Annotated in this window: 27 protein-coding genes; 22 read left to right on the forward strand and 5 right to left on the reverse strand. The window is 38.1% G+C overall.

The features are described from left to right. The first annotated feature begins 308 nt into the window (after nucleotides 1-308). The 16 genes from ASU02_RS14885 (at nucleotide 309) to ASU02_RS14955 (ending at nucleotide 16,395) form a co-directional block, all read left to right on the forward strand. Entirely contained in the window at nucleotides 309-707 is a 399-nt protein-coding gene (locus tag ASU02_RS14885) for a cytidine deaminase (RefSeq protein ID WP_057764963.1), read from the forward strand. Then, on the forward strand, nucleotides 700-1,614 hold the full coding sequence (gene era, locus ASU02_RS14890) for a GTPase Era (RefSeq protein WP_057764965.1): 915 nt from the start codon (nucleotides 700-702) through the stop codon (nucleotides 1,612-1,614). Before ASU02_RS14885 ends, era begins: the two co-directional genes overlap by 8 nt. Before the next feature lie 278 nt (nucleotides 1,615-1,892). Next, on the forward strand, nucleotides 1,893-2,033 hold the full coding sequence (locus ASU02_RS25930; RefSeq protein ID WP_066396054.1) for a YqzL family protein: 141 nt from the start codon (nucleotides 1,893-1,895) through the stop codon (nucleotides 2,031-2,033). Between the two features lie 30 nt (nucleotides 2,034-2,063). Further along, a complete protein-coding gene (gene recO / locus ASU02_RS14895) occupies nucleotides 2,064-2,816 on the forward strand; it encodes a DNA repair protein RecO (protein WP_057764967.1) in 753 nt (250 codons plus the stop codon). Nucleotides 2,817-3,201: 385 nt separating this feature from the next. Next, complete coding sequence (gene glyQ, locus ASU02_RS14900) at nucleotides 3,202-4,083, forward strand: glycine--tRNA ligase subunit alpha (RefSeq protein ID WP_057764970.1); 882 nt, start codon at nucleotides 3,202-3,204, stop codon at nucleotides 4,081-4,083. A 1-nt stretch (nucleotide 4,084) separates the two neighbouring features. After that, nucleotides 4,085-6,157 carry a glycine--tRNA ligase subunit beta gene (glyS, locus tag ASU02_RS14905; protein WP_057764972.1) on the forward strand — a complete coding sequence of 691 codons (2,073 nt, stop codon included), beginning with the start codon at nucleotides 4,085-4,087 and terminating at the stop codon, nucleotides 6,155-6,157. A 157-nt stretch (nucleotides 6,158-6,314) separates the two neighbouring features. After that, on the forward strand, nucleotides 6,315-6,950 hold the full coding sequence (locus ASU02_RS14910) for a helix-turn-helix transcriptional regulator (RefSeq protein ID WP_057764974.1): 636 nt from the start codon (nucleotides 6,315-6,317) through the stop codon (nucleotides 6,948-6,950). A gap of 30 nt (nucleotides 6,951-6,980) precedes the next feature. After that, the gene (locus tag ASU02_RS14915; protein WP_057764976.1) at nucleotides 6,981-7,799 is read left to right on the forward strand and encodes a pyruvate, water dikinase regulatory protein; all 819 of its coding nucleotides are present in this window, start codon (nucleotides 6,981-6,983) and stop codon (nucleotides 7,797-7,799) included. A gap of 385 nt (nucleotides 7,800-8,184) precedes the next feature. Beyond that, nucleotides 8,185-8,625, forward strand: coding sequence for a YaiI/YqxD family protein (locus tag ASU02_RS14920; RefSeq protein ID WP_082631812.1), 441 nt, complete (start codon nucleotides 8,185-8,187; stop codon nucleotides 8,623-8,625). Nucleotides 8,626-8,729: 104 nt separating this feature from the next. Next, nucleotides 8,730-10,538 (forward strand): DNA primase, encoded by a 1,809-nt coding sequence (dnaG, locus tag ASU02_RS14925; protein ID WP_057764978.1) that lies wholly within the window; start codon nucleotides 8,730-8,732, stop codon nucleotides 10,536-10,538. A 110-nt stretch (nucleotides 10,539-10,648) separates the two neighbouring features. Further along, complete coding sequence (rpoD, locus tag ASU02_RS14930) at nucleotides 10,649-11,776, forward strand: RNA polymerase sigma factor RpoD (protein WP_053477046.1); 1,128 nt, start codon at nucleotides 10,649-10,651, stop codon at nucleotides 11,774-11,776. 383 nt (nucleotides 11,777-12,159) lie between these two features. Next, a complete protein-coding gene (locus ASU02_RS14935; protein ID WP_057764980.1) occupies nucleotides 12,160-12,687 on the forward strand; it encodes a hypothetical protein in 528 nt (175 codons plus the stop codon). 99 nt (nucleotides 12,688-12,786) lie between these two features. After that, nucleotides 12,787-13,929: an acyl-CoA dehydrogenase gene (locus ASU02_RS14940; RefSeq protein WP_057764982.1), complete on the forward strand. Its 1,143-nt coding sequence runs from the start codon at nucleotides 12,787-12,789 to the stop codon at nucleotides 13,927-13,929. 170 nt (nucleotides 13,930-14,099) lie between these two features. Continuing rightward, complete coding sequence (cccA, locus tag ASU02_RS14945) at nucleotides 14,100-14,462, forward strand: cytochrome c550 (RefSeq protein ID WP_053477043.1); 363 nt, start codon at nucleotides 14,100-14,102, stop codon at nucleotides 14,460-14,462. Nucleotides 14,463-14,575: 113 nt separating this feature from the next. Continuing rightward, nucleotides 14,576-15,283 carry a tRNA (adenine(22)-N(1))-methyltransferase gene (locus ASU02_RS14950; protein WP_057764984.1) on the forward strand — a complete coding sequence of 236 codons (708 nt, stop codon included), beginning with the start codon at nucleotides 14,576-14,578 and terminating at the stop codon, nucleotides 15,281-15,283. After that, nucleotides 15,280-16,395, forward strand: a complete 1,116-nt coding sequence (locus tag ASU02_RS14955; RefSeq protein ID WP_057764987.1) for a Nif3-like dinuclear metal center hexameric protein — start codon at nucleotides 15,280-15,282, stop codon at nucleotides 16,393-16,395. Before ASU02_RS14950 ends, ASU02_RS14955 begins: the two co-directional genes overlap by 4 nt. 67 nt (nucleotides 16,396-16,462) lie before the next feature. Here the strand turns inward: ASU02_RS14955 and ASU02_RS14960 are convergent, their stop codons facing one another. After that, complete coding sequence (locus ASU02_RS14960; RefSeq protein WP_057764989.1) at nucleotides 16,463-17,401, reverse strand: 4-hydroxy-3-methylbut-2-enyl diphosphate reductase; 939 nt, start codon at nucleotides 17,399-17,401, stop codon at nucleotides 16,463-16,465. 221 nt (nucleotides 17,402-17,622) lie between these two features. Further along, nucleotides 17,623-18,183, reverse strand: coding sequence for a VrrA/YqfQ family protein (vrrA, locus tag ASU02_RS14965; protein WP_057764992.1), 561 nt, complete (start codon nucleotides 18,181-18,183; stop codon nucleotides 17,623-17,625). Nucleotides 18,184-18,391: 208 nt separating this feature from the next. On the opposite strand from vrrA, the gene ASU02_RS14970 reads away from it, so the two are divergent. Together ASU02_RS14970 and ASU02_RS14975 are read left to right on the forward strand one after the other, a co-directional pair. Continuing rightward, nucleotides 18,392-19,702 (forward strand): DEAD/DEAH box helicase, encoded by a 1,311-nt coding sequence (locus ASU02_RS14970; RefSeq protein ID WP_057764994.1) that lies wholly within the window; start codon nucleotides 18,392-18,394, stop codon nucleotides 19,700-19,702. A 24-nt stretch (nucleotides 19,703-19,726) separates the two neighbouring features. Beyond that, nucleotides 19,727-20,620, forward strand: a complete 894-nt coding sequence (locus tag ASU02_RS14975) for a deoxyribonuclease IV (RefSeq protein ID WP_057764996.1) — start codon at nucleotides 19,727-19,729, stop codon at nucleotides 20,618-20,620. A gap of 230 nt (nucleotides 20,621-20,850) precedes the next feature. On the opposite strand, the gene ASU02_RS14980 is transcribed toward ASU02_RS14975, so the two are convergent. Then, nucleotides 20,851-21,105 carry a DUF2624 domain-containing protein gene (locus ASU02_RS14980; RefSeq protein WP_057764998.1) on the reverse strand — a complete coding sequence of 85 codons (255 nt, stop codon included), beginning with the start codon at nucleotides 21,103-21,105 and terminating at the stop codon, nucleotides 20,851-20,853. A gap of 181 nt (nucleotides 21,106-21,286) precedes the next feature. Here ASU02_RS14980 and ASU02_RS14985 point away from each other — a divergent pair, with 181 nt between their 5' ends. From ASU02_RS14985 to ASU02_RS14995, 3 genes are read left to right on the forward strand one after another with little or no spacing between them, the layout of a single operon-like run. After that, nucleotides 21,287-22,087, forward strand: a complete 801-nt coding sequence (locus tag ASU02_RS14985; protein WP_057765000.1) for a metal ABC transporter ATP-binding protein — start codon at nucleotides 21,287-21,289, stop codon at nucleotides 22,085-22,087. Continuing rightward, on the forward strand, nucleotides 22,084-22,926 hold the full coding sequence (locus tag ASU02_RS14990) for a metal ABC transporter permease (protein WP_057765002.1): 843 nt from the start codon (nucleotides 22,084-22,086) through the stop codon (nucleotides 22,924-22,926). The genes ASU02_RS14985 and ASU02_RS14990 overlap by 4 nt, the downstream gene beginning before the upstream one ends. A gap of 49 nt (nucleotides 22,927-22,975) precedes the next feature. Then, a complete protein-coding gene (locus ASU02_RS14995) occupies nucleotides 22,976-23,416 on the forward strand; it encodes a Fur family transcriptional regulator (protein ID WP_057765004.1) in 441 nt (146 codons plus the stop codon). Between the two features lie 28 nt (nucleotides 23,417-23,444). Here the strand turns inward: ASU02_RS14995 and ASU02_RS15000 are convergent, their stop codons facing one another. Further along, the gene (locus ASU02_RS15000) at nucleotides 23,445-24,014 is read right to left on the reverse strand and encodes a hypothetical protein (protein WP_057765006.1); all 570 of its coding nucleotides are present in this window, start codon (nucleotides 24,012-24,014) and stop codon (nucleotides 23,445-23,447) included. 222 nt (nucleotides 24,015-24,236) lie between these two features. Between ASU02_RS15000 and ASU02_RS15005 the strand changes: the two genes are divergently transcribed. Continuing rightward, complete coding sequence (locus tag ASU02_RS15005; RefSeq protein ID WP_057765008.1) at nucleotides 24,237-24,614, forward strand: DUF308 domain-containing protein; 378 nt, start codon at nucleotides 24,237-24,239, stop codon at nucleotides 24,612-24,614. A 238-nt stretch (nucleotides 24,615-24,852) separates the two neighbouring features. On the opposite strand, the gene ispG is transcribed toward ASU02_RS15005, so the two are convergent. After that, complete coding sequence (gene ispG / locus ASU02_RS15010; RefSeq protein WP_165571531.1) at nucleotides 24,853-25,962, reverse strand: flavodoxin-dependent (E)-4-hydroxy-3-methylbut-2-enyl-diphosphate synthase; 1,110 nt, start codon at nucleotides 25,960-25,962, stop codon at nucleotides 24,853-24,855. Between the last annotated feature and the right edge of the window lie 18 nt (nucleotides 25,963-25,980).

The raw sequence follows: 25,980 nt of genomic DNA on the forward strand, positions 1-25,980 counted from the left end.
AAAGCGTGTATCATGGAGTGGCAAACAGTTCCTAATTATGTGTTAATTAGCAACGATATTGATGAAAATAGCCTTATGGAGAAACTGTCTTTATTGACAGTTTTTTCGTTTATGTAAATCTTTTCAGCTAAGAATTTGAAAAGGGACAATAAATTAGATAAAATGACAAAGCAATAGAAATTATTACGTTATCATTTTTGGAAAATTCAATTTTTATATTACGTTTTTGCTACAACGGATGTATTTGATGTCAAAATGAGGTAAAATAAAAGAAGGAATCCCCTTCTTAAAGAAAGGAAGCACTATAAGTGAACGTTGAAAAATTAATTGAAGAAGCAAAAATCGCAAGAGAAAAAGCATATGTTCCGTATTCAAAATTTAAGGTTGGTGCGGCGCTCTTAACGGAAGACGGGAAGGTTTATCACGGATGTAATATCGAAAATGCTGCATATAGCATGTGTAATTGTGCTGAAAGAACAGCTATTTTTAAAGCGTATTCAGAAGGAGACAGAAAATTCACTGCAATGGCTGTAATAGCGGATACAGAACGCCCTTGCTCTCCATGTGGGGCATGTCGTCAGGTTATAGCTGAATTATGCCCGAAGGATATGAAGGTTTTCTTAACGAATTTAAAAGGGGATATTCAGGAAATTTCTATTGAGGGATTATTACCTGGCGCTTTCTCACCGGAGGATTTACATGAATAATTCTACACAAGGACATAAATCAGGTTTTATTTCAATTATCGGTCGGCCAAATGTTGGGAAATCTACTTTTTTAAATCGTGTGATCGGTCAGAAGATTGCGATTATGAGTGATAAGCCACAAACGACGAGAAACAAAGTGCAAGGTGTTTTAACAACAAATGATGCTCAGTTTATTTTTATTGACACACCTGGAATCCATAAGCCTAAGCATAAGCTTGGTGACTTTATGATGAAGGTTGCACAAAATACGCTAAAAGAAGTAGACGTTATTTTGTTCATGGTGAATGCTGAAGAAGGCTATGGGCGCGGCGAAGAGTTTATTTTGGAAAAGTTTCAGTCTGTTCGTACGCCAATTTTCCTTGTTATAAATAAAATAGATAAAATTCATCCCGATAAGTTGATGACTTTGATCGAATCTTATAAAGAAAAATACGAATTTAGTGAAATTATTCCGATTTCTGCACTAGAAGGAAATAATGTTGAAACACTTTTAGAACAAATTAAAACTTATATTCCTGAAGGGCCGCAATACTACCCAGCAGATCAAGTAACAGACCATCCTGAAAGGTTTATCGTTTCCGAGCTTATTAGGGAAAAAGCTCTACATTTAACCAGGGAGGAGATTCCTCATTCCTTAGCTGTATTGATTGACAAGATGGAGCGCCGTGAAGATAAAGATGTGGTTCATGTAATGGCTACTATTATTGTTGAGAGGGATTCACAAAAAGGTATAGTTATTGGAAAACAAGGAAAGATGCTGAAGGAAATTGGCCAGCGGGCACGCCTCGATATCGAAAATCTCCTTGGATCGAAAGTGTTTTTAGAGCTTTGGGTAAAAGTCCAAAAAGATTGGCGAAATAAAATGTCCCAGCTCCGAGACTTTGGATTTAGGGATGATGAGTATTAAAAAAATGCATACGACTGTTCAGCGATGCCTTGATTAAGACACTAAAACGGCAATAAAGGCTACACGAGAGAGGTTGCCTTATCGTAAGGGATCAAGTGTGCAGCTAAGAAAAAGTCTTTTTTACTCAGCCATAACTAGAATATTATGGACAGTTGCTAATTATGTATGATTTCGATTTACAATATTTTTCTCTTATGAAATTGGGAAGACAGGCTATGATAAGTGATAAGGATTTGGGATAAAAAATTGCGTTGAATAACGGAAAGGTGGGGTTTTCGATGATGGATTTTACCTGGAAGGTTTTTTCGCAGACAGGTAACATTGACACATATCTTCTCTTTAAGGAGTTAGAAAAGGAAACTCAAGATATACCCGGAAATCAGGACGCAGAGCAAGAAATAGATTTTCCCATCTCATAGGTTTGTCTAATCGTTAGGGATGGTGCTAAGATGCTTGAAAAATGTGAGGGCATCGTCATTAGAACAACAAACTATGGTGAAACAAATAAAATTGTGACCATTTATACACGTGAATGGGGAAAGGTTGGTGTGATGGCTCGCGGAGCAAAAAAGCCAAATAGCAGGCTTGCTGCTGTCACGCAGCCTTTTACATACGGATACTTTTTAGTACAAAAAAGCAATGGCTTAGGGACTTTACAGCAGGGAGAAATGATATCCTCTATGCGTTCCATTAAAGAAGATATCTTTCTTACTGCATATGCCAGCTATATTGTTGATTTAACGGATAAAAGTACTGATGATAGGAAGCCCAATCCTTATTTGTTTGAGTTGGTTTATCAAATATTAAATTTGATTAACGAAGGTTTTGACGCTGAAATAATTGTAAATATTTTTGAAATGAAAATGCTTAATACGCTCGGGCTTTATCCTGTATTAAATCAATGTGCTATTTGTGGAAATACGGATGGGCATTTTTCTTTTTCTATTCGAGAGGGTGGTTTGCTCTGCCACCGCTGTATAGAAAAAGATCCTTATCATTTTAAAATTTCAGCCGCAGCAGTAAAGCTATTACGTATTTTTTACTATATTGATTTATCAAGAATTGGGAATATTTCTGTTAGTAAGGAAACAAAGGAAGAATTGAAAAAAATTATTTCCGCTTACTATGAAGAGTATTCCGGGTTGAATTTAAAGACGAAAAGGTTCCTTAATCAAATGGCCAAGTTTGATGGAATGATGTAAGTTTTCTAACAAGCAGTCTAGCTGGCATGAATGTTAATAACCTTCCTGTCAGCCGTCCTGCATAATACGGAAGGGTGTTCAAGCTGCTTCCGCTTTTTTATTGACATTCACGGGAAATTCGGCTATGATTCAAATTATTAAATTAATAGTTGCTGTGAAAGAGAAGAGTACTTAACTCGCACTATAAAAGCGAACCTAGGATAGTGGAAGCTAGGGTATAGAAGGTTAAGGAAGGCGTTCTGGAGCAACCGTCGTATTTGACAATCAAGTTGGCTGCCTTCATTGCAGCAAATAGGGTGGAACCGCGGGTAAACTCTCGTCCCTATGCTTTATGCATAGAGACGGGAGTTTTTTGTTTTCAATTTTTTATAAAGGAAGGTGTCCTATGAATATTCAAAACATGATTTTAACATTACAGAAACATTGGTCTGAACAGGGCTGTATTCTTATGCAATCCTATGATGTAGAAAAAGGGGCAGGAACAATGAGCCCTTATACGTTTTTACGAGCGATTGGTCCTGAGCCCTGGAGTGTAGCTTATGTAGAGCCATCACGTCGCCCTGCTGATGGACGGTATGGGGAAAATCCAAACCGCTTATACCAGCATCACCAGTTCCAAGTAATTATGAAGCCATCGCCGGACAATATTCAGGAACTATATCTTGAGTCCTTAAAGGCATTAGGGATTGATCCGCTTGAACATGATATTCGCTTTGTTGAAGATAACTGGGAAAACCCCTCGCTCGGATGTGCTGGCCTAGGCTGGGAAGTATGGCTTGATGGCATGGAAATTACACAGTTTACTTATTTTCAGCAGGTTGGCGGTTTAGAGTGTAAGCCAGTTTCTGTAGAAATTACATACGGAATTGAAAGGCTTGCATCATACATTCAAGATAAAGAAAATGTATTTGATCTTGAGTGGACAAATGGATTCACAGTAAGAGATATTTTTGGACAACCGGAATATGAACATTCTAAGTATACATTTGAAACATCTGATACTGACATGCTGTTTAATCTATTTAATATTTATGAAAAAGAAGCACATAGACAAATGGATGAAGGACTGGTTCATCCAGCATATGATTATGTTTTAAAATGCTCTCATACGTTTAACCTTTTGGATGCAAAGGGTGCAATTTCGGTAACAGAACGTACAGGTTATATCGGGCGCTGCCGAAATCTAGCAAGGAAGATCGCAAAAACGTTCTATGAAGAACGAGAAAAACTAGGATTCCCAATTCTACAAACAAAGGAGGAGAAATAAAATGCCGAAAAGAGATCTCCTTTTAGAAATTGGCTTAGAAGAAATGCCAGCAAGATTTGTAACAAACTCGATGAATCAGTTGTCTGATAAGGTTCAAGCTTGGCTAATAGAAAAGAAAATTTCATTTGATCATATTAAAGCTTATTCTTCGCCTCGTCGATTAGCAGTACTAGTAGAAGGTGTAAATGAAGCGCAGGAAGATATCAATGAAGAAGCAAAAGGTCCAGCGAGGAAAATCGCCTTGAGTGAGGACGGAGAATGGTCAAAGGCGGCTATTGGTTTTTGCCGTGGACAAGGAGCTAGTGTAGAGGATATCTTCTTTAAAGAAATCAACGGGGTCGAATATGTTCATGTGAAAAAATTCATAAAAGGACAAGAAACGCTTTTCTTATTGCCGGAATTACAGCATATTATCACAGCTATGACATTTCCAAAAAACATGCGTTGGGCTGATAAAGAACTTCGTTTTGTGCGTCCGATCAAGTGGATCGTTGCTTTATTTGGCCAAGAGATTATTCCATTCCAGATTACGAATGTTGAAACAAACAATTGGACAGTTGGCCACCGATTCTTAGGCGGGAAAATTGAAATTACAGAACCAAAGCAATATGAAGAAGCTTTGCTTGGACAATATGTAATCGTTAATTACGAAGAAAGAAAGAGTGCCATCCTGTCACAATTAAAAAGACTAGAAGAAGAAAACAATTGGGTCATTCCGATTGATGAGGATCTGTTGGAAGAGGTAACAAATCTTGTTGAATATCCAACAGCATTGTTCGGTCGTTTTGAAGAGGAATTTTTAGAAATACCTGAAGAGGTTCTTATAACGTCAATGAAGGAGCATCAGCGTTATTTTCCTGTTAAATCAAGCGATGGAAATCTGCTTCCATACTTTGTTACTGTCCGCAATGGCGGTCATGAACATATCGATAAGGTAGCGAAGGGAAATGAAAAGGTATTAAGAGCAAGACTTTCAGATGCAGCCTTCTTCTATAAAGAAGACCAAAAGACTCCAATTGAATCATCGCTTACAAAACTGGGTTCCATTGTATACCATGAGGAAATCGGTACACTTGCAGAAAAAGTTAGCAGAGTTCGCAAACTTACAAATCTAATCGCAGAACAGCTAAACTTCAACAGTGATGAGAAGGGCTTTGCTGACCGTGCGGCTGAAATCTGCAAATTTGACCTTGTTTCAAATATGGTCTACGAATTTCCAGAGCTTCAAGGATTTATGGGTGAAAAATATGCATTGCAAAAAGGTGAAAATCAGGAAGTAGCGAAAGCAATCAACGAGCATTATATGCCTAGAAATGCCGAGGATCAAACACCAGGAAGCAATGCAGGTGCATCCCTTTCAATTGCGGAGAAGATGGATACAATAGCCTCCTGTTTTGCAATTGGCATCATCCCTAGCGGCTCCCAGGATCCATATGCATTAAGACGTCAGGCGACAGGTATTGTCCAAACATTATTAAATAAAGAGTGGGCAGTTTCCTTAGAGTGGATCATAAATGCTTCATTACAACTTATCGAAGAAGTTGGCATAGCTAAAAAATCGGTAGAAGAGATTAGTAAAGAAATAATCGCTTTCTTTAAACTTAGAATTAAGCATCTTCTTCAAGAAAAACATGTCCGTTATGATTTAATTGAGGCAGTATTAGGAAGTGACATTGGAACGATTCCTGGACTTGTGAAAAAAGCGGAAGTGCTTGAAGCTAGGAAGGAAGATGCAGGCTTTAAAGAGAGTATTGAAGCGTTAAGCCGTGTATTAAATATTTCCTCAAAAGCGGAAAATATAAGAGAAGTTGATAAGAACTTATTTGAAAATGAATATGAAGCCATTCTCTATGATAAGTTTATTCTTGTTAATGAACAGGTAAGCAAAGAAATCTCTGAAGAGGAAACATTTGCACTCCTTGTATCAATGAAACCTGAGATTGATCAATATTTTGATCATACAATGGTAATGGCTGATAATCATGATATTCGTGAGAATAGGCTGAGTCTGATGCGCAAACTAGCAAATATTATCAAGAATTTTGCGAATATGAATGAAATCATCGTAAAATAAACTTCTTTTTTGCCTTTTTTTAAAAGGACAATTATGATGAAGAAGAGTCTGCGAAGCGCAGACTCTTCTTCTATACTATAATTACTATTTCTATTCTTTTCATTTCTTAGATTTAAGTTATAATATTTATAAATAGTATGACACTTTAAGTTGACGGGTGGTGAGGACAATCGAATTAAATAAGCGTCAAGAAAGAATATTAGAGATCGTGAAGGAAAATGGCCCGATTACTGGTGAACATATTGCCGAGCAGCTAAACTTAACTAGGGCAACATTAAGACCCGATTTGGCTATATTAACAATGGCTGGCTTCCTCGATGCAAGACCAAGAGTCGGTTATTTTTACACTGGAAAATCAGGTGCACAGCTGCTGACAGAAAACCTTCAGAAGCTTCGGGTAAAGGATTATCAATCGATCCCAGTAGTCGTAAATGAAAATGTTTCTGTATATGATGCAATTGTAACGATGTTTTTAGAAGATGTTGGGACTTTATTTGTTGTTGATCAGTCATCATTGCTTGTAGGGGTTCTTTCGCGAAAAGATTTGTTGCGGGCAAGTATAGGGAAACAAGAATTAACGACTATCCCTGTTAATATCATCATGACCCGGATGCCCAATATTACAATGTGCGAAAAGGAGGATTTGTTAATTGATATTGCAAAAAAACTAATCGAAAAACAAATCGATGCTTTGCCTGTTGTTAAAGAAACAGATAAAGGATTTGAAGTGATAGGCAGGATAACAAAAACAAATTTAACGAAGGCATTCGTTGCTTTAGCCGATAATAAATAAGAATTTGAGCAGAGGAGATGGTTTTAAAGGATGAATAAAAGGCCTATCATCTATGTTGTGTCCGACTCTGTTGGAGAGACTGCAGAGCTTGTAACAAAAGCTGCTGTCAGCCAATTCAATGGCAGTGAAGTCATAATTAAGCGTTTTCCATATGTAGAGGATAAAATACATATTGACGAAGTAATATCTCTTGCAAAACTTGATAATGGAATGATAGTTTACACACTTGTTAAGCCTGAAATTCGCTTATATATTAATGAGCAGGCAGCAAAAGAAGGAATCTATGCCTGCGATATTATTGGACCGTTAATGGACCAAATTCAAGTGCTATACGGAAAAACGCCGCTTCATGAACCCGGGCTCGTTCGCAAGCTTGATGAGGATTATTTCAAAAAGGTTGAGGCGATTGAATTTGCTGTAAAATATGATGATGGACGTGATCCCCGCGGAATATTGAAGGCAGATATTGTTCTTGTTGGGGTTTCAAGAACTTCTAAAACACCTCTTTCCCAATACTTAGCCCATAAAAGGCTAAAAGTTGCTAATGTCCCATTAGTACCTGAAGTAGATCCGCCAGAAGAGCTATACCTCGTGCCGCCGGAAAAGTGCTTTGGATTAAAAATTAGTCCTGACAAGCTGAACCATATTCGCAGAGAAAGGCTTATTTCTTTAGGATTAAGTGATAGTGCGAGCTACGCTAATATAGAAAGAATTAAAGAAGAAATAAATTATTTTGAAACGGTTGTCAGCAAAATTAATTGTCATGTAATTGATGTGACGAATAAGGCAGTAGAAGAAACAGCAAATTTAATCTTAAATCAATATCGAAAGAGCTTTCCGAAAAGCTAGCACATACACCGTTATGTGCCCTTTTCTTTTATTGGGAGGTTTTAAATTATTTTCTATGTAATGAGAAAAAATAATAGAAAACTACAGTTTTTTATACTATAATAAAAAATTGTGATAAAAATGTTATAGATTAGGTTTAGAGTTCAATGTGAACGAATAAACTATTTATTGTGAGAAGTCAAGAGCATGACCTGAAAAAAATTCGACACAATGATAAACTTTGTAGTATTTTTCTTATTAAAAACATCTTAAAACTGTATGTTCGACTATTTAGCAATTCTCACTAAAACAGTGCAGCTTAGTATGATTATACAAAAGTTATGTTTGAAAGAAGGAATATGCGGAGTGATGTAGAATTATTAGAACATTAGGCAAACCAATCATTATGGTTGATGCCGATTCTTGTCCTGTAAAGGAAGAAATTGTCGAAATAAGTAATAACTTTTCTATCGAAGTTATATTTATTGCCTCCTATGCCCATATGAAAAATGACCTAAGCCAAGCGAATTGGAAGTTTGTTGATTCTAGTAAAGAAGCTGTGGACTTATTTATCATGAATCATGTAAAGGCAGGGGATATCGTTGTAACACAAGATATCGGATTAGCATCGACGCTTTTATTGAAAGAAGTTTATGTTATGAGCCCTAAAGGGACTATTTTCGAAGAAAATGAAATTCATACAGCGCTGGATTTGAGATATCTATCTGCGAAAGCGCGGCGAAGGGGGATATATGGAAAAGGTCCCAAGCCTTTTAGTCAGGATGATCGGATAAGATTTATAAATCAGTTAACAAAAATATTGTCGAATTTTGAAGGAATTCGATAATTTTTCTAGAATTAAGCATTATGAAAGCAAGGCGCTTGCGCATTTCTTATTGTCTAGCTTCAGCGCGCTTGTGCATTTCATATTTAAATGGAGGTGGTGTTCTCATGGCAGAGCGCATCGCCGAGGAAAAAGTAAATGAAATTCGGCAAGCTGTCGATATTGTCGATGTAATTAGCGACTACGTTCAATTAAAGAAGCAAGGGCGAAATTATTTTGGACTTTGTCCTTTCCATGGCGAAAGCACACCATCTTTTTCCGTTTCGCCAGATAAGCAAATTTTTCATTGCTTTGGCTGCGGTGCTGGTGGAAATGCTTTTTCATTTTTAATGGACCTTGAAGGATATTCCTTCCAAGAGGCTGCAATGAAGCTTGCTGATAAAGGGAACATTAAGCTAGATATTGATGCCTCATCAGTATCTGTTCGAAAGTCTGTGCCTCCAGACATTGAGCAAATGTTAGAGGCTCATGAGCTATTGCGTAAATTCTACCATCATCTGCTTGTAAACACAAAAGATGGCCAGCATGCATTAGAATATTTGCTTGGCAGAGGGTTTACAATGGAATCGATTGAGAAGTTTCAAATCGGCTATTCACTGAATTCATGGGATTTTGTCTTGAATTTTTTAACAAAGAGGAAATTTCCGCTGCCAGTTATAGAAAAAGCAGGTTTGATTATTAAACGGGAAAAAGATGGGAAATACTTCGATCGATTTCGCGACAGGATTATGTTTCCAATCTTTGATCGAGGCGGTCAAACGATTGCTTTTTCAGGAAGATCATTAGGGGCCGATGAGCCCAAATACCTGAACAGTCCTGAAACAGCAATTTTTAATAAAAGTAAGATCTTATATAATTTTCATTTAGCTAGACCTCAGATGAAAAAGCTGCAGCAGGCTACCCTTTTTGAAGGATTTGCGGATGTAATTGCTGCAGACCGTGCTAGTGTTGAAAACGGTGTTGCCACAATGGGAACATCTTTAACTGAGGATCATGTCTCAGTATTAAAAAGAAATGTTCAGTCAATCACGATCTGTTATGATTCTGACCATGCAGGAATTGAAGCCGCATGGAGGGCTGGGAACATGCTTTCAGATGCAGAGATGCATGTAAGAATTGCATTAATGCCAGACGGGATGGATCCAGACGATTATATTGGTCAGTTTGGAAAAGAGAAATTCCGTAAAGAGGTCATTGATGCAAGTGTCACCTTAATGACTTTCAAGCTGCAATATTATAAAAGAGGAAAAAGACTTCATGATGAAGGAGATCGTCTCCGCTATATCGAAGAAGTATTAGCAGAAATAAGTAAGCTTGATAATGCAGTCGAAAGGGATCATTACCTCAGACACTTAGCGAATGAATTTACCCTTTCTCTAGAAGCGCTAAAAGAGCAGCTAAAACAAATATCCTTTGCTGAAAAGCGAAACACCAGCGGGGAAAATAAAGCAGCAAAGATGCAGCTCCAGCCTATAACCAAGGCAAACCAGCTAAAGCCTGCGTATTATACAGCAGAAAGAAGACTAATTGCACATATGTTAAGGAACAGTGATATTGCCTTCAAGGTTCAAGAGCGGCTTCAAGGAAACACGTTTAACATTGATGAGCATCAAGCAATTATCACTTATTTACTTGGATATTATGAAAATGGCCATTCGCCAGATCCTAGCGCATTTATTGATTTTATTCAGGATGAAAAGCTTAAAAGAGTCGTTGCCAACATTGAAATGATGTTAATAAATGAAGAGTTAAGCGAACAGGAATTAATGGATTACATGAAACAGGTGTTTAATTATCAAAAAATGTTAAAGATAAAAGAAAAAATGATTGAGGAGAAAGAAGCAGAGAGGCAGGGTGATTTTGTGAAAGCAGCACAAATTGCTATGGAAATCATCCAGTTACGAAAGTCTCTTTGATGGACTTTTCTGGTTAGATGAAAGTCTAGCTACCGCGTCTGCCACCCGAGGTAAAGGAATCGGGGGTAAAGCTTGGCGCTTTTCGCATTTCATGGAAGGAGGGGGACAATATGGCTGAAAAATCAGCTCGATCAAAAGAAGTTGATTCAGAATTGACCCTAGAACAAGTAAAAGAGCAATTAATACAAATCGGAAAAAAAACTGGTGTCCTTGCCTATGATGATATAGCAGAAAGAATGGGTCATTTTGAATTGGATTCCCATCAAATGGATGAATTCTATGAATTCCTTGGTGATCAGGGTGTTGAACTTGTTGGTGACAATGACGAAGATGCTGATCCTAATGCACAGGAACTAGCTAAAGGGGAAGAAGAATTTGATTTAAATGACCTTAGCGTGCCACCAGGGGTGAAAATTAATGACCCTGTGCGCATGTATTTAAAAGAAATTGGCCGCGTTGATCTCTTATCAGCTGAAGAAGAAATTTCACTTGCAGAGCGAATTGAGCAAGGGGATGAAGAAGCTAAAAGACGTCTTGCTGAAGCTAACCTTCGATTGGTGGTAAGTATTGCAAAGAGATATGTTGGCCGTGGCATGCTCTTCCTTGATTTAATTCAGGAAGGAAATATGGGCTTAATTAAAGCTGTTGAAAAATTTGATTATCGTAAAGGCTTTAAATTTAGTACTTACGCGACTTGGTGGATCCGTCAGGCGATTACAAGAGCGATTGCAGACCAAGCTAGAACAATTCGTATTCCTGTTCATATGGTTGAAACCATTAATAAATTAATTCGTGTACAGCGCCAATTACTGCAAGATCTTGGACGTGAACCATCACCAGAAGAAATTGCTGAAGATATGGATCTTACCCCGGATAAGGTTAGAGAAATTTTAAAAATAGCACAAGAGCCAGTTTCTTTGGAAACACCCATTGGGGAAGAAGATGACTCCCATCTCGGAGATTTCATTGAAGACCAGGATGCTACATCCCCTTCTGAACATGCTGCTTATGAGCTCTTAAAAGAGCAGCTTGAGGACGTTCTAGACACTTTAACAGATCGTGAGGAAAATGTATTGCGTCTTCGCTTTGGGCTTGATGATGGACGCACACGAACGTTAGAAGAGGTTGGTAAAGTGTTTGGTGTTACTCGTGAGCGTATTCGTCAAATTGAAGCGAAAGCATTGCGTAAATTAAGACATCCTAGCCGAAGCAAACGGTTGAAAGACTTTTTAGAATAAATATGAAACCGAATGTCCTTTTTAGAAAAGGATTGCCAGAAAATAGTTTACTTCTTACAATAGAAGTAAACTATTTTTTTTATTTCTGAATGTTAGGCCGACATAAAATTTTTTAGATTAAAAAAGATAACATTTTTCAAATTTGGGAACGGTCATGCTCAAACGGCTGTTCTCTTATCCAACTTCAGGTCCCCTCCCTAAGATGAGTCAACATCGGATTGCTCACGCTCACCGTGTTTCCTTTATCCCAGGCATTAAAACACGGTGCGGCAGTTTAGTTTATTGCCTCAAGGGCCTAGGAACTGCCAGCTAGATTGAGGAGCCCATCCAGTATGGACTGGATGATCACGGCGCTTACGCTTTTGTAAAAGGATGTGTAACTTTTGAATGAAAATAGAAAAAACATCATTGTAAATGAAATTTTATCTTGGAAAAAAGCCCGTATGCTACCGGAACAATATTGTGATTATCTTTTGGCCCTATATACTGAAGGAAATCAGCCGGAGATCTCAAAAAAAGGTATGAAAAATAGGGGATTATGGAAAAAACACTATCTCTTTATATTGCTTCTTCCTCTGACCCTTTTTTTAATCCATTTTACTGAATTGTCTATTACTTTGCAAATGCCGTTGTTAATTTTATTTGTTTTGACGGGAATTATCTTTACAATTTATTTTTCTAGAAAAGGAATATTGTTGCAAATTCCAATCATTGTTTCAGCGTTGATTTTATTGCTGACATCGGTTGAATTTTTTTCAAGTGTTTTTCCTGAAAGACCGAAATTCCTTTATTTCAATCTAATCATCAACTGTTTTCTTTGGTTGCTGTGCGGGTGGAAATTGAAGCAGCCTGCGTTTACGATTTCAGGTATATTAGGACTAATTTTACTTATTGTTTATATTTTCATATAATAAATTATTTTATAAAATTTTTAAATGTTGTGAAAATTATATAATCTCTTTTATAATAGAGTTGTAAGCGTATACAACGAGTATAAGGGGGATGGACTGGTGAATTTTGATTTAACTTCTGAACAAGAAATGATTCTTAAAACGATACGTGAATTTGCGGATGAAGAGGTTGCCCCGGGTGCACTAGATAGGGATCGGAATAAAGAATTTCCCATTGAAATTTTTAAGAAAATGGCTGACCTTGGTTTAATGGGTCTTCCTTTCCCAGAAGAATATGGCGGTGCTGGTGCGGATACTGTTAGTTTTGCGATTGTTACAGAAGAGTTAAGCCGTGCATGCGGCTCGACGGGGATTACATATTCAGCTCATATTTCTTTAGGCGGTGCTCCACTGTATTTGTTTGGAACAGAAGAACAAAAACAAAAGTATTTAGTCCCTATTTGTACAGGTGAAACATTTGGTGCGTTTGGTTTAACCGAGCCGAGTGCTGGTTCGGATGCTGGGGGAACAAGAACGACAGCAGTTGAGAAAGATGGAGATTACATCATTAACGGAAATAAGTGTTTTATTACTAATGCAAGCTATGCAAAGCATTTAGCTCTTACAGCAATAACAGGTGAAGCAGATGGCAAAAAAGAAATAAGTGCAATCATCGTGCCAACTGATGCAGATGGATTCAAGGTGATAGATAATTATGAGAAGATGGGATTGCATGCATCCAATACAACTGAGCTTGTACTTGAAGATGTGCGCGTTCCGACTGAGCACTTGCTCGGTAAAAAGGGTGAGGGCTTTAAACAATTTTTGATCACCTTAGATGGAGGCAGAATTGGAATCGGTGCAATGGCTGTCGGCATCGCTCAGGCTGCATATGAGAAGGCTGTTCAATATGCAAAGGAACGTCAGCAATTTGGGCGCTCCTTATCCAATTTCCAAGCAATTCAATTTAAATTGGCAGACATGGCTATGAAAATTGATCTGGCTCGAAATATGGTTTATAAAGCGGCTTGGCTGAAAGATCAAGGAAGAGCTTTTTCAAAGGAAGCATCTATGTGTAAGCTCTATGCTTCAGAGATATGTATGGAAATTACTGATCAGGCAGTACAAATTCATGGCGGGTATGGATATATGAGGGATTATCATGTTGAGAGATTTATGAGAGATGGGAAGTTAACTGAAATTGGCGAAGGCACATCCGAAGTTCAACGTTTAGTTATTGCTCGTCATATCTTAAGTAACTAATAAAAAGGTAGGGGAAACTCCATCTAAGTGATGGAGTTTTTGTCTATTTTCCGAATTTGCTGTGACAAAGTTTGCTTTAGGTCTTTTCCTTCGGTAGAATTTGAAGTAGAATAGAGATTGTTTGTACATTACTTAATATTTTGATGTTCTTACATAAGGGAGGTTAAAACATGAAAAATACAGCAATGCCGTATCTTATTATCTTTGCATTCGGTATCGTAGCAATTTTCTTTATGTCATTTATTGGTCTTAATAACATGGATGAAATTGCTGCAGAAAAAGAAGGCGGCGGAGACAAAGCTGAAGAGCAGGTTGCAGCAAGCCCTGAAGACACTTATAAGCAAAGTTGTATCGCCTGTCATGGTGATCAATATCAAGGAGCAGTGGGACCAGCTTTAACTGGTACTGGTGACCGTCACTCTAAGGAAGAACTTGTAGATATCCTAACTAATGGTACGGCCAATGGAATGCCTGGCGGATTAGTCGCTGGTCAAGAAGATGCAATGGCTGAATGGTTAATGACACTTAAATAATTTATTAAAAAGAAAGTCCTTTGCATATGTAAAGGACTTTTTCTATACTTATTAAGACGGGCTATCGTTAAAACGGTAGCTATTTAAAATATGAAAGTATAAGTGGTGACTAAATGAATACAGAGAAATTATCACAGCGACTAGAAGCTGTTGCAAATTATATTCCTAGGGGATTTCGTCTGGCTGACATCGGGTCTGACCATGCCTATTTGCCATGCTATGCTGTAAAAAAGGGCATGGTTCCGTTTGCAGTCGCTGGTGAGGTCGTAGAGGGACCTTATCAGTCAGCACAACGTCAGGTAAAGCTGGAAGGGCTAGAAGAAAAAATTATTGTTCGAAAAGGAAATGGTTTGGAAGTCATTACTCAAGGAGAGATCGACTGCGTAACAATTGCTGGAATGGGCGGCGCTTTAATAGCAAGCATTTTGGAAGAAGGGAAGAATAAGCTGGATTCGGTTAAACGATTAATATTGCAGCCGAATATTAGCGCAATTACGACAAGACAATGGCTCGCAGATAATGGGTGGGAACTAATATCGGAAGAGATACTAGAAGAAGATAATAAAATATATGAAATATTAGTAGCCGAAAAGGGAGATCCTTTCAAACCATATAAAAATTTACAAAAAGAGCTTTTACTTGGTCCGCTATTAATGAAACAATCCTCTGTTTCCTTTCAGAAGAAGTGGAGAAACGAACTGAAAAATTGGCAGCGAATTTTAACTCAGCTGGAAAATGCAGCCGAATCAGAAGAAACAATATTGAAAAAGAAAGAGCTTAAAGAAAAGATTCAAATGGTTGAGGAGGTTATAGACAAATGAAGAAGGTGAACGGGCATGAAATCATCCAGTTATTTGAGCGATTTTCACCGAAAACCTATGCAATGGAAGGTGATCGAATTGGTCTGCAAATCGGCAGGTTAAATAAACCGATTGAAAATGTAATGATTGCTCTGGATGTATTGGAGGAAGTAGTCGATGAGGCGATTGAAAAAAATGTGCAGCTTATCATTGCCCACCACCCGCCTATTTTTCGCCCCTTGAAGGCGATAGCAACTGAAACACCAGCTGGCAGACTAATAGAGAAGCTTATTAAACATGATATAGCTGTTTATGCCGCCCATACGAATCTTGATGTGGCGACTGGCGGTGTAAACGATATGCTGGCCGAAGCGCTGCAGCTTACTAATACTGAAGTGCTTTATCCAACATATGAAACAAAATTAAAAAAGCTCGTAGTATATGTTCCAGTGGAAAATGCAGAAGAGCTTAAGCAAGCGCTAGGGAATGCTGGTGCAGGTGCAATCGGAAAATATAGTCATTGCTCATTCTCGAGCTCAGGAATTGGGCAGTTTTTACCTGGAGAGGAAACAAACCCTCATATCGGTCAAATTGGAAAGCTTGAATCGGTTAAAGAAGAACGGTTAGAAACGATCTTTCCAGAACATCTTGAGAAAAGAATTCTCTCAGCTATGTTTAAATCTCACCCATATGAAGAAGTTGCTTATGACATTTATAGCCTTGAGAATAAGGGAGAGATCTTGGGTCTAGGGAGAATTGGCGATATTCCAGAAATGACGCTAGAGGAGTTTGCTGCTCATGTAAAGCGCTGTTTTGATGTTAAAGGGGTGCGGGTTGTAGGCGATATGTCTGATAAAGTAAAAAGAGTGGCTATACTCGGCGGTGACGGAAATAAATATTTTGCTTCAGCAAAATTTAAAGGAGCAGATGTGTACGTGACGGGTGATATGTATTACCATGTAGCACATGATGCCATGATGATGGGGCTAAATATTGTTGACCCAGGCCATAACGTTGAAAAGGTAATGAAAAAAGGAGTTGCCATTCAACTAGAAAAAATGTGTAAGGAAAAGGGCTATGACGTTTCCATTTTTGCATCTGAATTACACACAGATCCATTTCAGTTTGTATGAGGGGATTGGCTGATAAATTATAAAACAAAAAGGACCGGTATGATTCTATCCGAACCGGTCCTTTTTGTTATCTTTTAATTTTTGGAAGAATCTTACTTAATGGTACCTTCTTCTCTCTTGCCCAAGTCGATTCATCATTAGGATCAAACTGTTCGATAAAGGCAATTACCTCTTTGGTAATAGGAGTTGGAGTAGAGGCCCCCGAAGTAACAGCGACGGTTGACGCGTCCTTAATCCAATCGATATCTAGCTCGGATACATCAGCAATCCGGTATGCTTTGGTGCTGGCAATCTCTTCAGACACTTGTGCTAAGCGATTGGAGTTATTGCTTTTTGGGTCACCGACAACAATGGTTACATCTGCTTGTCCTGCTTGAGTCGCAACCGCTTCTTGGCGTACCTGTGTGGCATTGCAAATTTCTTTATGAAACTCGGCATGCGGATACTTTTCTTCTAACTTATTCATTACATCTTTAACATCCCACTGGCTCATTGTCGTTTGATTAGTGACAACGATCTTTTCACCTTGAAGCTGCAAGGCATCTACATCTCCCAGTGATTCAACCAGATGAACAGCATGTGGTGCAACACCAATTGCTCCTTCAGGCTCCGGGTGACCTTTTTTTCCAATATAAATAATCTGGAAGCCTTCTTTCACCTTTTCTTCGATTAAATCATGTGTTCTCGTTACATCCGGACAAGTAGCGTCAAGTGTAACAAGTCCTTTTGATTTAGCTAACTCTCTTACCTCTGGTGAAATTCCATGAGCAGTGAAGATAACAGTTCCCTTATCAACCTTGCTAAGTATATCCATCCGGTCTTTTCCGTCAAGAGTAATAATTCCTTCTTCTTCAAAGGCATCTGTCACATGCTTGTTATGAACAATCATTCCTAGGATATAGATGGGCCGCGGCAGTGATTTATCAAGGGCCGCATTTCTTGCAATAACCATTGCATCGACAACTCCATAACAATAACCCCGTGGTGATATCTTAATGATTTCCATATTTCAAACCCTCCCAATAATAAAAACATCTATGATAAAGTCCGTTTATTTTTCTTTTTTAATGATCGTTCATGCGGTAAAAAGTGAATGATCCGTATACTATTATATAGAACTTTTGCTAATAATAATACTAAAAGGCAGTGAAGCAAGCTGTGTTTGTTTATCATAAAGAGAGGAAAAAGATAAAAGTAAAAATAAAAAAGAATGCTGCTGCATCCTTTTTATACATACAATTTTGGAATCGATTGGCCATTTCTTTGTACTTGTTTAGCTGGGGGGGTATCAATGTCCGCTTCATTGCTTGCTTTTTTTATAGGTTTTTTAGTTTTAGCAGATGTTGTTTCTTTTTTAGGCTTTTCATCCACTGAAGCGGGTTCGTCATCCCCATTTTTCAATCCTCTGTAAAGTTTCCACATGGCAGGGATGTTTTTTACGAGCGGTCCATACTGCTGCACCATCGGTCCTACTTGCTGGGCAGTATTTAAAACCTTTTGTGTGTTTGATAAAAAGCCATTAATCGCTGTCGGATTGCTTAAAGCTTTTAAGATTCCGCCAGCTCCTGATCCGCCATTTCCTGCAGCCCTGCTTGCTGTCCCAGCAGCTCCTGCGGCACCTCTTGCTTGACCGCCGCCCATAAGTTTTGCGAGCAGGCCGCCACCTCCCTGTCTCATTTGAGGTGCACCTCTCATCATTGATCCCATTGGTGGACGAGTCTGCATTGGTGGCATAAATGATTGAGGAGGCATTCCTCCTCGAAATGGCATTCTCGGTCGATTCATCATTCCCGTTAGCCTCCTTTCTATCTTCTAATACTAATAAGGTATGCATCATGACTGATTTGGTTTAGGCGGGAAAAAGAGCAGAATATTGGCAGAAAAAAGTGAAAACAGCGCTATTATGAAACTATTCTTTAGTATGAGTGGTTATTTGTCTAAAACTTTATTATAATAACAGGATGACTATAGAATCGACACATGAGGAGTTAATAATATGAACGAAACAAAATTTGAACGGTATGAATTTAAGCCATTTATTATTGAAGCAGTAAAAAAGTTAGGTTTTTATGAACCTACTGAAATACAAGAACGCTTAATCCCAGCCACTTTAAAAGGAGATAGCGCAATTGGCCAATCACAAACAGGAACGGGAAAAACACATGCGTATATTTTACCAATCCTGCAAAAGCTTGATCCTGCAAGAGAAGAGGTACAAGCGATTATTACCGCTCCTACAAGAGAGCTTGCGAATCAAATCTATCAGGAAATTCTTAAAGTAACGGAGCATTGTTCAGAAGGTGAAGAAATAGCTGCACGCTGCTATATCGGAGGAACGGACAAGCAGAGAACAATTGATAGGTTAAAAAAACAGCCCCAAATCATTGTTGGTACACCGGGAAGAATAAATGATCTTGTGAAGGAGCAGGCTCTATTTGTTCATAAAGCAACAATGCTTGTTGTTGATGAAGCAGATTTAATGTTAGACATGGGATTTCTTGAAGATGTTGACCAAATTGCAGGAAGAATGCCTGAGAAAATTCAGATGCTCGTTTTCTCTGCGACTATTCCTGAAAAGCTGAAGCCATTTTTGAAAAAATATATGGAAAACCCAAAGTATATTCATGTAGAGCCGCAGCAAGCAACGGCAGCTAAAATTGAACAATGGATTATGCCATCAAAACATCGTAATAAAGTGAATCTCGTTCATGAAGCTTTAGCAGCTTTTAATCCATATCTAGCGATTGTCTTTACGAATACGAAGAAAAAAGCGGATGAGGTTGCAGATGCATTGATTTCAAAAGGGTTGAAGGTTGGAAGGATTCATGGAGACTTGAATCCGCGTGAACGGAAAAAAATGATGAAGCAAATTATCGACTTAGAGTTCCAGTATATCGTTGCGACAGACTTAGCAGCACGAGGAATAGATATCCAAGGGATAAGCCATGTGATTAATTATGAGCTGCCGACGGATCTAGATTTTTACATTCATCGAGTAGGCCGTACAGCACGTGCAGGATATTCGGGCATTGCTTTAACTATTTACGAAACTGCTGATGAAGATGCGCTCAATCGCCTTGAAAAAATGGGAATAGAATTTCACCATGTTGATTTGCAGAAGGGTGAATGGACGAAGCTTGATGAGCGAAACAAGCGTAAAAATCGCCAAAGAAAAACAGATGATATCGATAAAAAGGCGTCTTCATTAGTCCAAAAACCGAAGAAAGTGAAACCAGGATATAAAAAGAAAATGAAGTGGGAAATGGATAAAATTAAAAAACGCGAAAGAAGAATAAAGAAAAAATAATCGTTTGGGGAGAGAGAAGAAAAGATGCTGAAAATTGGTTCACATGTATCGATGAGTGGGAAAAAAATGCTTTTGGCAGCAAGTGAAGAGGCTGTTTCATATGGATCCAATACATTAATGATCTATACAGGTGCTCCGCAAAACACAAGAAGGAAAAAAATAGAAGAATTAAATATAGAAGCAGGCTTGAAGCATATGGAGGAAAACGGAATAAGTGATATTATTGTTCATGCTCCATATATTATCAATATCGGAAATACAACAAATCCGAGCACCTTTGAGTTAGGTGTGAATTTCCTTCGATCTGAAATCGATCGTACAGAAAGCATAGGTGCCAGACAAATTGTCCTCCATCCAGGTGCACATGTCGGTGCGGGAACAGAGGCAGGCATCAAAAAAATTGTAGAAGGCTTAAATGAAGTGTTAAAAGGAGACGAAAAGGTTCAAATCGCCCTTGAAACAATGGCAGGCAAAGGCTCTGAATGCGGAAAATCATTTGAGGAGCTAGCGATGATTATTGATGGAGTAAATTACAATGATCACTTATCAGTATGCTTTGATACTTGTCATACACACGATGCTGGGTACAATATTGTCGAGGATTTTGATGGGGTTTTAGAGCAGTTCGACAAGATTATAGGCATTGATCGATTAAAGGTTCTTCATATTAATGATAGTAAAAATGAGCGCGGGATGAGAAAAGACCGCCATGAAAATATCGGATTTGGCCATATTGGCTTTGAAGCTTTGAATTATATTGTCCATCATCCACAGCTGATGAATGTGCCAAAGATACTTGAAACACCTTACGTGGGAGAGGACAAAAATAATAAAAAGGCACCTTATAAACATGAGATTGCTATGCTTCGTGCAAAAGAATATAATGAAAATCTTTTGGACTTAATTATGCAGGGATAATCTCATTAAAGAAAAAAGCTGTGAATTCTCACAGCTTTTTTTCAATGGAAAGAAAATTATATAATCGGATGTTTTGGAAACGTTGTGAGAAGTTGGTCTTTTCCAGCTCGAGCACCTTCCCACTCGAGGTCACAAGCCGAGCCTTTCTGAAAAACTTTTGCATGAGGGGCGGCTTGTGCTTGTTGGGGTGATTAGCGCCTTGCTCAATTGTTCATGTATTTAGAGAGAAATTATTTAGTAAATTGTATAAATAGCTTATTTACAGCTCGAGCTGTTTCAGGGCCGGCAATTTTTGCAATTTCCTTTACTACTCTTGAACGCTCATCATCATTAAATATATTCACTTGTTTTCCTCGGAGATAGTCGGCTATTTTGTCAGCTTGCTGTTTTGTAATGATGATTTGGAATTGCTTTCCATACTTCATTAACTCATCACCAGTAATAGTACCTACTTTATGATTAATGATGTTTTCAAAAATTTTCATTCTCCATCACTCCTCCAATGTACTGTATGAGGAGAGAGTGGAATTTGTTACAGATTTTTTAATGGCAGAATGGAATTGTTATTCTTTACATTTTTTTAACCTTGCTGTATACTACTAAATCGTAATGATTCTTATATTCGAAGCTGTTTTTAAAATTACAGCTGGATTTTTAGGTGATAAAATGGAAAATCAATTAAGAACAATTATTGAAATAGAGCAAGTATCCTACCGTTATGAAAAGGAGGACGTACTTGAAGATATTAACCTTACTATACATGAAGGCGCATTCTTAGGTATTGTTGGGCCGAACGGTTCAGGAAAATCAACTTTATTAAAGCTTGTTCTCGGACTGCTCAAAACTCAAAAAGGAGAGATTCGACTTTTTGGTCAAGAGATCAGCCGATTCAAAGACTGGCACAAAATTGGCTTTGTATCACAAAAGGCAAATTCTTTTAATACTGGTTTCCCTGCAACGGTTTATGAAGTTGTTTCAAGCGGTTTAACAAGAAAACTTGGACTTTTTAAGTTTATGAAAAGAGAGCATCACACAAAGGTGATGGAAGCTATTAATTCCGTTGGACTTCTTGCATTTAAAGATAGAAATATTGGGGAGCTCTCAGGGGGACAGCAGCAGCGTGTGTTCATCGCTAGAGCATTAGTCAGTGATCCCAAATTATTGATTCTTGACGAGCCAACTGTTGGGGTTGATGCCCAAAATGTTCAATCCTTTTACGAGATGCTAGACGAGTTAAACAAAAAATTAGGAATTACCCTTTTATTAGTTACGCATGATATTGGAACGATTTCTGATAAAGTCACACATGTTGCCTGTTTAAATAAGCATTTGCATTTTCATGGGAAAACGGAGGAATTTGAACAGCTAAAAATGGATGAAATGTCCGAGTATTATGGTCATGATGTTCATATTCTCACACATAATCACGATCATCATCACCATCATCATGGAGGAACAGAGCAATGATTGCAGGTATATTACAATATGAGTTTTTACAAAATGCCTTTTTAACAGGGATTATTATTGGGGTTATTGCTCCGTTGATCGGTGTGTTTATTGTTGTCCGCAGACTTTCTCTTATTGCAGATGCATTAAGTCATGTTACACTAGCAGGTATTGCAGCAAGTCTGCTTCTTGAAAAGAAATTTATCGGACTAAGCGGCTTAAACCCATTATATATGGGGATGGTTTTTTCAGTAACAGGCTCCCTGTTTATTGAAAAGCTGAGAGCGGTGTATAAGCATTATCAAGAACTAGCAATACCCATCATTTTATCAGGCGGGATTGGCCTAGGAGCCATTTTTATCTCACTTGCCGATGGATTTAATACCGATTTATTTAGCTATTTATTTGGCAGTGTTAGTGCGGTGAGCCGTGCAGATTTATGGACTATCATGCTGATTAGCATTTTTGTCATTGCAATGATTATTTTATTATATAAAGAATTATTTTTATTATCCTTTGATGAAGAACATGCAAAAGCTTCTGGAATAGCAGCAAAAAGTATTCATTTTATTTTTATTGTTATGGTTGCTTTAGTTATTGCAGCATCTATGCGAATTGTCGGTATTCTTTTGGTTTCTTCTTTAATGACCCTGCCTGTTGCTGCAAGCATTCGAATCGCCAAGGGGTTTAAACAAACGATTTTTTATTCTGTTCTTTTCGGTGAGACTTCTGTTTTAGGGGGGCTCATGCTTTCATATTATTTAGATTTAGCACCAGGCGGAACAATCGTTATTATCGCAGTTCTCATTTTGATCCTTACTATTTTAATAAAGAAACTCACAGTAAAGGCGGCCGTCTAGGCCAAAAGTGTATCTAAACGTGTAAATAGAAATATTAGAGGTGAATAAAATGGATGTGAATGAAGCGTTACAGCTTTTAAAGGAAAAGGGCTATAAGCATACAGGGAAACGGGAAGAAATGCTTGAACTTTTTGCGAAAAGCAATAAATATTTAACGGCAAGAGATGTGCTCGCTTGGATGAAGGATGACTATCCTGGTTTAAGTTTTGATACCATTTACAGGAATTTATCATTGTTTGTTGACCTTGAAATTTTTGAAATGACAGAGTTGTCCGGTGAAAAGCATTTTCGTTATACATGTGCGCGTGAACATCACCACCATCATTTTATATGTTTAGATTGCGGAAAAACGAAGGAAATAAACACTTGTCCAATGAAGGAAGTGCAAGATAATCTTAGAGGCTACGATATTTCAGGTCATAAATTTGAGATTTATGGAAAATGTCCGGAATGCTTCGAGCATACGGATGCAGATGCAGCATATAGGTAAAATAAAAAAAACGGCATTGCCGTTTTTTTTATTGTTGTTTTAACCAATTGTCCACCCAAGCATTTGCCTCAGACCATGAATTTACCCGGATTACTCCATTTGGAATGGGTTCACGATTGTAAGGGGTATCAAATAAGATTACGGGAATATGACACTCCTCATGAAGCATGACTGCATTGTCGTGCTTGTCTTCAAAGAATATATCTACTTGAAAGTTTTTCGCTGCCTCAATTTTATTATGTGTGCCCAGTAAGTCAATATGATTAAATTGGAGTGCATTTTTTAAAAACCATTCTTTGGTTATTTCAAGAAGGTGAGGACCACGTGCACTAATAAAAATTAATTCATGCATAGTCTCCCACTTTTTTAATACTTCTTTTGCCCCTTTTGCCAAAGGAGATGCTGCATAAATGATAGGTTCACTTTTCATAAACCAATCGGCAAACTCTTCTTCGGAACAATCGACAACATGGGTTAAATCATATTGCTTCACATCATCTAATGTAATATTTACGTTAAATTCTTTATTTATATAGGGAATGATGGCGGATGGACATGTAACAGTTCCATCAATATCAATTCCAAATCGCTTCTTCATTTGAAACGCTCCTTTAAACTAATCTTACTTTTATCTTATCGCAGTTGAATGATTCGGTCGAGAATAGTATTAAAATCTTTAGTAAATTTCAGGTGAAGAGTTAAAGATTAACAACAATAATTTGGTCCTTTAGGTAAACAATAATAATGCTCCAAAGTAAGCGAGACAAGAATCATCAGGGAATCTACAAGATTCCACTAATGAAAGCGAGGGATCAAGTAAATGGCAGATCAAGACCGCGATTATGAGGATTACGATCTTCGGCATAGCGAGCAAATTGGAGATAAAAACCAATATGGAACTGCAGATTTCACGGAAGAAACCTCAGCTGAACTCGCTGCACCGATTTCCTATGATAGACGCATAAGTAGAACGGATGAGCGGGAAAGGGAATCTGTAACAGCAGGAAAAGGCGTGGGAATTGCTGCTCTTGCACTTTCTATTCTATCCTTATTCGTGCTGCCAATCCTGTTTGGAGCTACAGGTATTGTGCTCGGTTTCGTTGCCAGAAGAAGAGGTGCTACAGCCCTTGGCAGCTGGGCGATTGGAATTGGAGTGGTGTCAATTATTGTAGGGATGTTTATTCTTCCGTTTTTTTAAAGCGGAGAAAAAAAGAGCCTGGCATCAAATGCCAGGCTCTTATCCTTGTAGTGTTAAGGAAATTATATAATCGGATGTTGTGGATAACTTTGTGACGAGTTGGTCTGCATCCAGCTCCAGCGCCTACCCCCTCGAGGTCACAAGCCAAGCCTCACTAAAAAGGTAAAGGGCACCTTTTTAGTGAGACTCGTCTTGTGCTTGTCGGGGGTGATCAAGGCGCTTGCGCATTCATTTGTCCTTAGTTTACACTTTCAGCTTTTTTCTTTTCCTCTTCTTGTTTCGCAAAGTATTCTTCAGCAATCTTATCGATTTCAATTTTTAATTCTTCAACCATTGTTGCTTCAGGTACTTTACGGACAATTTCTCCTTTGCGGAACAGAAGTCCTTCACCGCGTGCACCAGCAATTCCAATATCAGCTTCACGTGCTTCACCTGGTCCATTTACAGCACAGCCAAGTACGGCTACTTTAATAGGAGCTTTAATTTTTTGGATATATTCTTCTACTTCATTGGCGATGCTAATTAAATCAATTTCTATTCTGCCGCATGTCGGACAAGAAATTAAGGTTGCTGCATTAGAAGACAAGCCAAATACCTTAAGTAATTCCCGAGCCACTTTAACCTCTTCTACAGGGTCCGCACTTAAAGATATTCTTAAAGTATTTCCAATTCCCTTATGAAGAATAGCTCCTAAACCAGCTGCACTTTTAACTGTACCTGCAAATAACGTACCCGATTCAGTAATACCTAAGTGTAATGGGTAATCAAAAGCTTTTGCTGCCTTTTCGTAAGCTTCAATGGCTAAATTAACATCGGAAGCTTTCATCGATACAATAATATCATGAAAATCAAGGTCTTCTAGGATTTTAATATGATGCAATGCACTTTCAACCATTCCATCAGCAGTAGGATATCCATATTTCTCAAGAATTCGTTTTTCAAGAGATCCCGCATTTACGCCAATTCGAATAGGAATCCCCTTTGCTTTTGCAGCTTTAACAACTGCTTCCACCTTTTCACGTTTCCCGATATTCCCTGGATTAATCCTGATTTTATCTGCTCCACCTTCAATTGCTTTAAGAGCAAGCTTATAGTCAAAATGGATATCGACAACTAATGGAATATTGATTTGTTTCTTTATATCTGCAATGGCATTTGCTGCACGTTCATCCGGACAAGCAACACGGACAATTTGACAGCCTGCTTCCTCTAAACGCTTGATTTCAGCAACTGTTGCCTCAACGTCGTGTGTTTTAGTTGTTGTCATACTTTGGATGAACAGCTCATTGCTGCCGCCGATTGTTAATGGTCCCACTTTAACTGGACGTGTTTTTGTACGATGTATCATTTCAGTCAATGGAGATTC

Source organism: Cytobacillus praedii, from assembly GCF_001439605.1.
Lineage (GTDB): Bacteria > Bacillota > Bacilli > Bacillales > Cytobacillaceae > Cytobacillus > Cytobacillus praedii.

What these genes read in the sequence shown, in the direction of transcription:
- era (WP_057764965.1), top strand. Translation starts at nt 700, where the DNA reads ATGAATAATTCTACACAAGGACATAAATCAGGTTTTATTTCAATTATC.
- glyS (WP_057764972.1), top strand. Translation starts at nt 4,085, where the DNA reads ATGCCGAAAAGAGATCTCCTTTTAGAAATTGGCTTAGAAGAAATGCCA.
- ASU02_RS14955 (WP_057764987.1), top strand. Translation starts at nt 15,280, where the DNA reads ATGAAGAAGGTGAACGGGCATGAAATCATCCAGTTATTTGAGCGATTT.
- ASU02_RS14950 (WP_057764984.1), top strand. Translation starts at nt 14,576, where the DNA reads ATGAATACAGAGAAATTATCACAGCGACTAGAAGCTGTTGCAAATTAT.
- vrrA (WP_057764992.1), bottom strand. Translation starts at nt 18,183, where the DNA reads ATGATGAATCGACCGAGAATGCCATTTCGAGGAGGAATGCCTCCTCAA.
- ASU02_RS14985 (WP_057765000.1), top strand. Translation starts at nt 21,287, where the DNA reads ATGGAAAATCAATTAAGAACAATTATTGAAATAGAGCAAGTATCCTAC.
- glyQ (WP_057764970.1), top strand. Translation starts at nt 3,202, where the DNA reads ATGAATATTCAAAACATGATTTTAACATTACAGAAACATTGGTCTGAA.
- recO (WP_057764967.1), top strand. Translation starts at nt 2,064, where the DNA reads ATGCTTGAAAAATGTGAGGGCATCGTCATTAGAACAACAAACTATGGT.
- ispG (WP_165571531.1), bottom strand. Translation starts at nt 25,962, where the DNA reads ATGATACATCGTACAAAAACACGTCCAGTTAAAGTGGGACCATTAACA.
- ASU02_RS14960 (WP_057764989.1), bottom strand. Translation starts at nt 17,401, where the DNA reads ATGGAAATCATTAAGATATCACCACGGGGTTATTGTTATGGAGTTGTC.
- ASU02_RS14990 (WP_057765002.1), top strand. Translation starts at nt 22,084, where the DNA reads ATGATTGCAGGTATATTACAATATGAGTTTTTACAAAATGCCTTTTTA.
- ASU02_RS14975 (WP_057764996.1), top strand. Translation starts at nt 19,727, where the DNA reads ATGCTGAAAATTGGTTCACATGTATCGATGAGTGGGAAAAAAATGCTT.
- ASU02_RS15005 (WP_057765008.1), top strand. Translation starts at nt 24,237, where the DNA reads ATGGCAGATCAAGACCGCGATTATGAGGATTACGATCTTCGGCATAGC.
- ASU02_RS25930 (WP_066396054.1), top strand. Translation starts at nt 1,893, where the DNA reads ATGATGGATTTTACCTGGAAGGTTTTTTCGCAGACAGGTAACATTGAC.
- ASU02_RS15000 (WP_057765006.1), bottom strand. Translation starts at nt 24,014, where the DNA reads ATGAAGAAGCGATTTGGAATTGATATTGATGGAACTGTTACATGTCCA.
- rpoD (WP_053477046.1), top strand. Translation starts at nt 10,649, where the DNA reads ATGGCTGAAAAATCAGCTCGATCAAAAGAAGTTGATTCAGAATTGACC.
- ASU02_RS14980 (WP_057764998.1), bottom strand. Translation starts at nt 21,105, where the DNA reads ATGAAAATTTTTGAAAACATCATTAATCATAAAGTAGGTACTATTACT.
- cccA (WP_053477043.1), top strand. Translation starts at nt 14,100, where the DNA reads ATGAAAAATACAGCAATGCCGTATCTTATTATCTTTGCATTCGGTATC.
- ASU02_RS14995 (WP_057765004.1), top strand. Translation starts at nt 22,976, where the DNA reads ATGGATGTGAATGAAGCGTTACAGCTTTTAAAGGAAAAGGGCTATAAG.
- ASU02_RS14970 (WP_057764994.1), top strand. Translation starts at nt 18,392, where the DNA reads ATGAACGAAACAAAATTTGAACGGTATGAATTTAAGCCATTTATTATT.
- dnaG (WP_057764978.1), top strand. Translation starts at nt 8,730, where the DNA reads ATGGCAGAGCGCATCGCCGAGGAAAAAGTAAATGAAATTCGGCAAGCT.
- ASU02_RS14920 (WP_082631812.1), top strand. Translation starts at nt 8,185, where the DNA reads ATGGTTGATGCCGATTCTTGTCCTGTAAAGGAAGAAATTGTCGAAATA.
- ASU02_RS14915 (WP_057764976.1), top strand. Translation starts at nt 6,981, where the DNA reads ATGAATAAAAGGCCTATCATCTATGTTGTGTCCGACTCTGTTGGAGAG.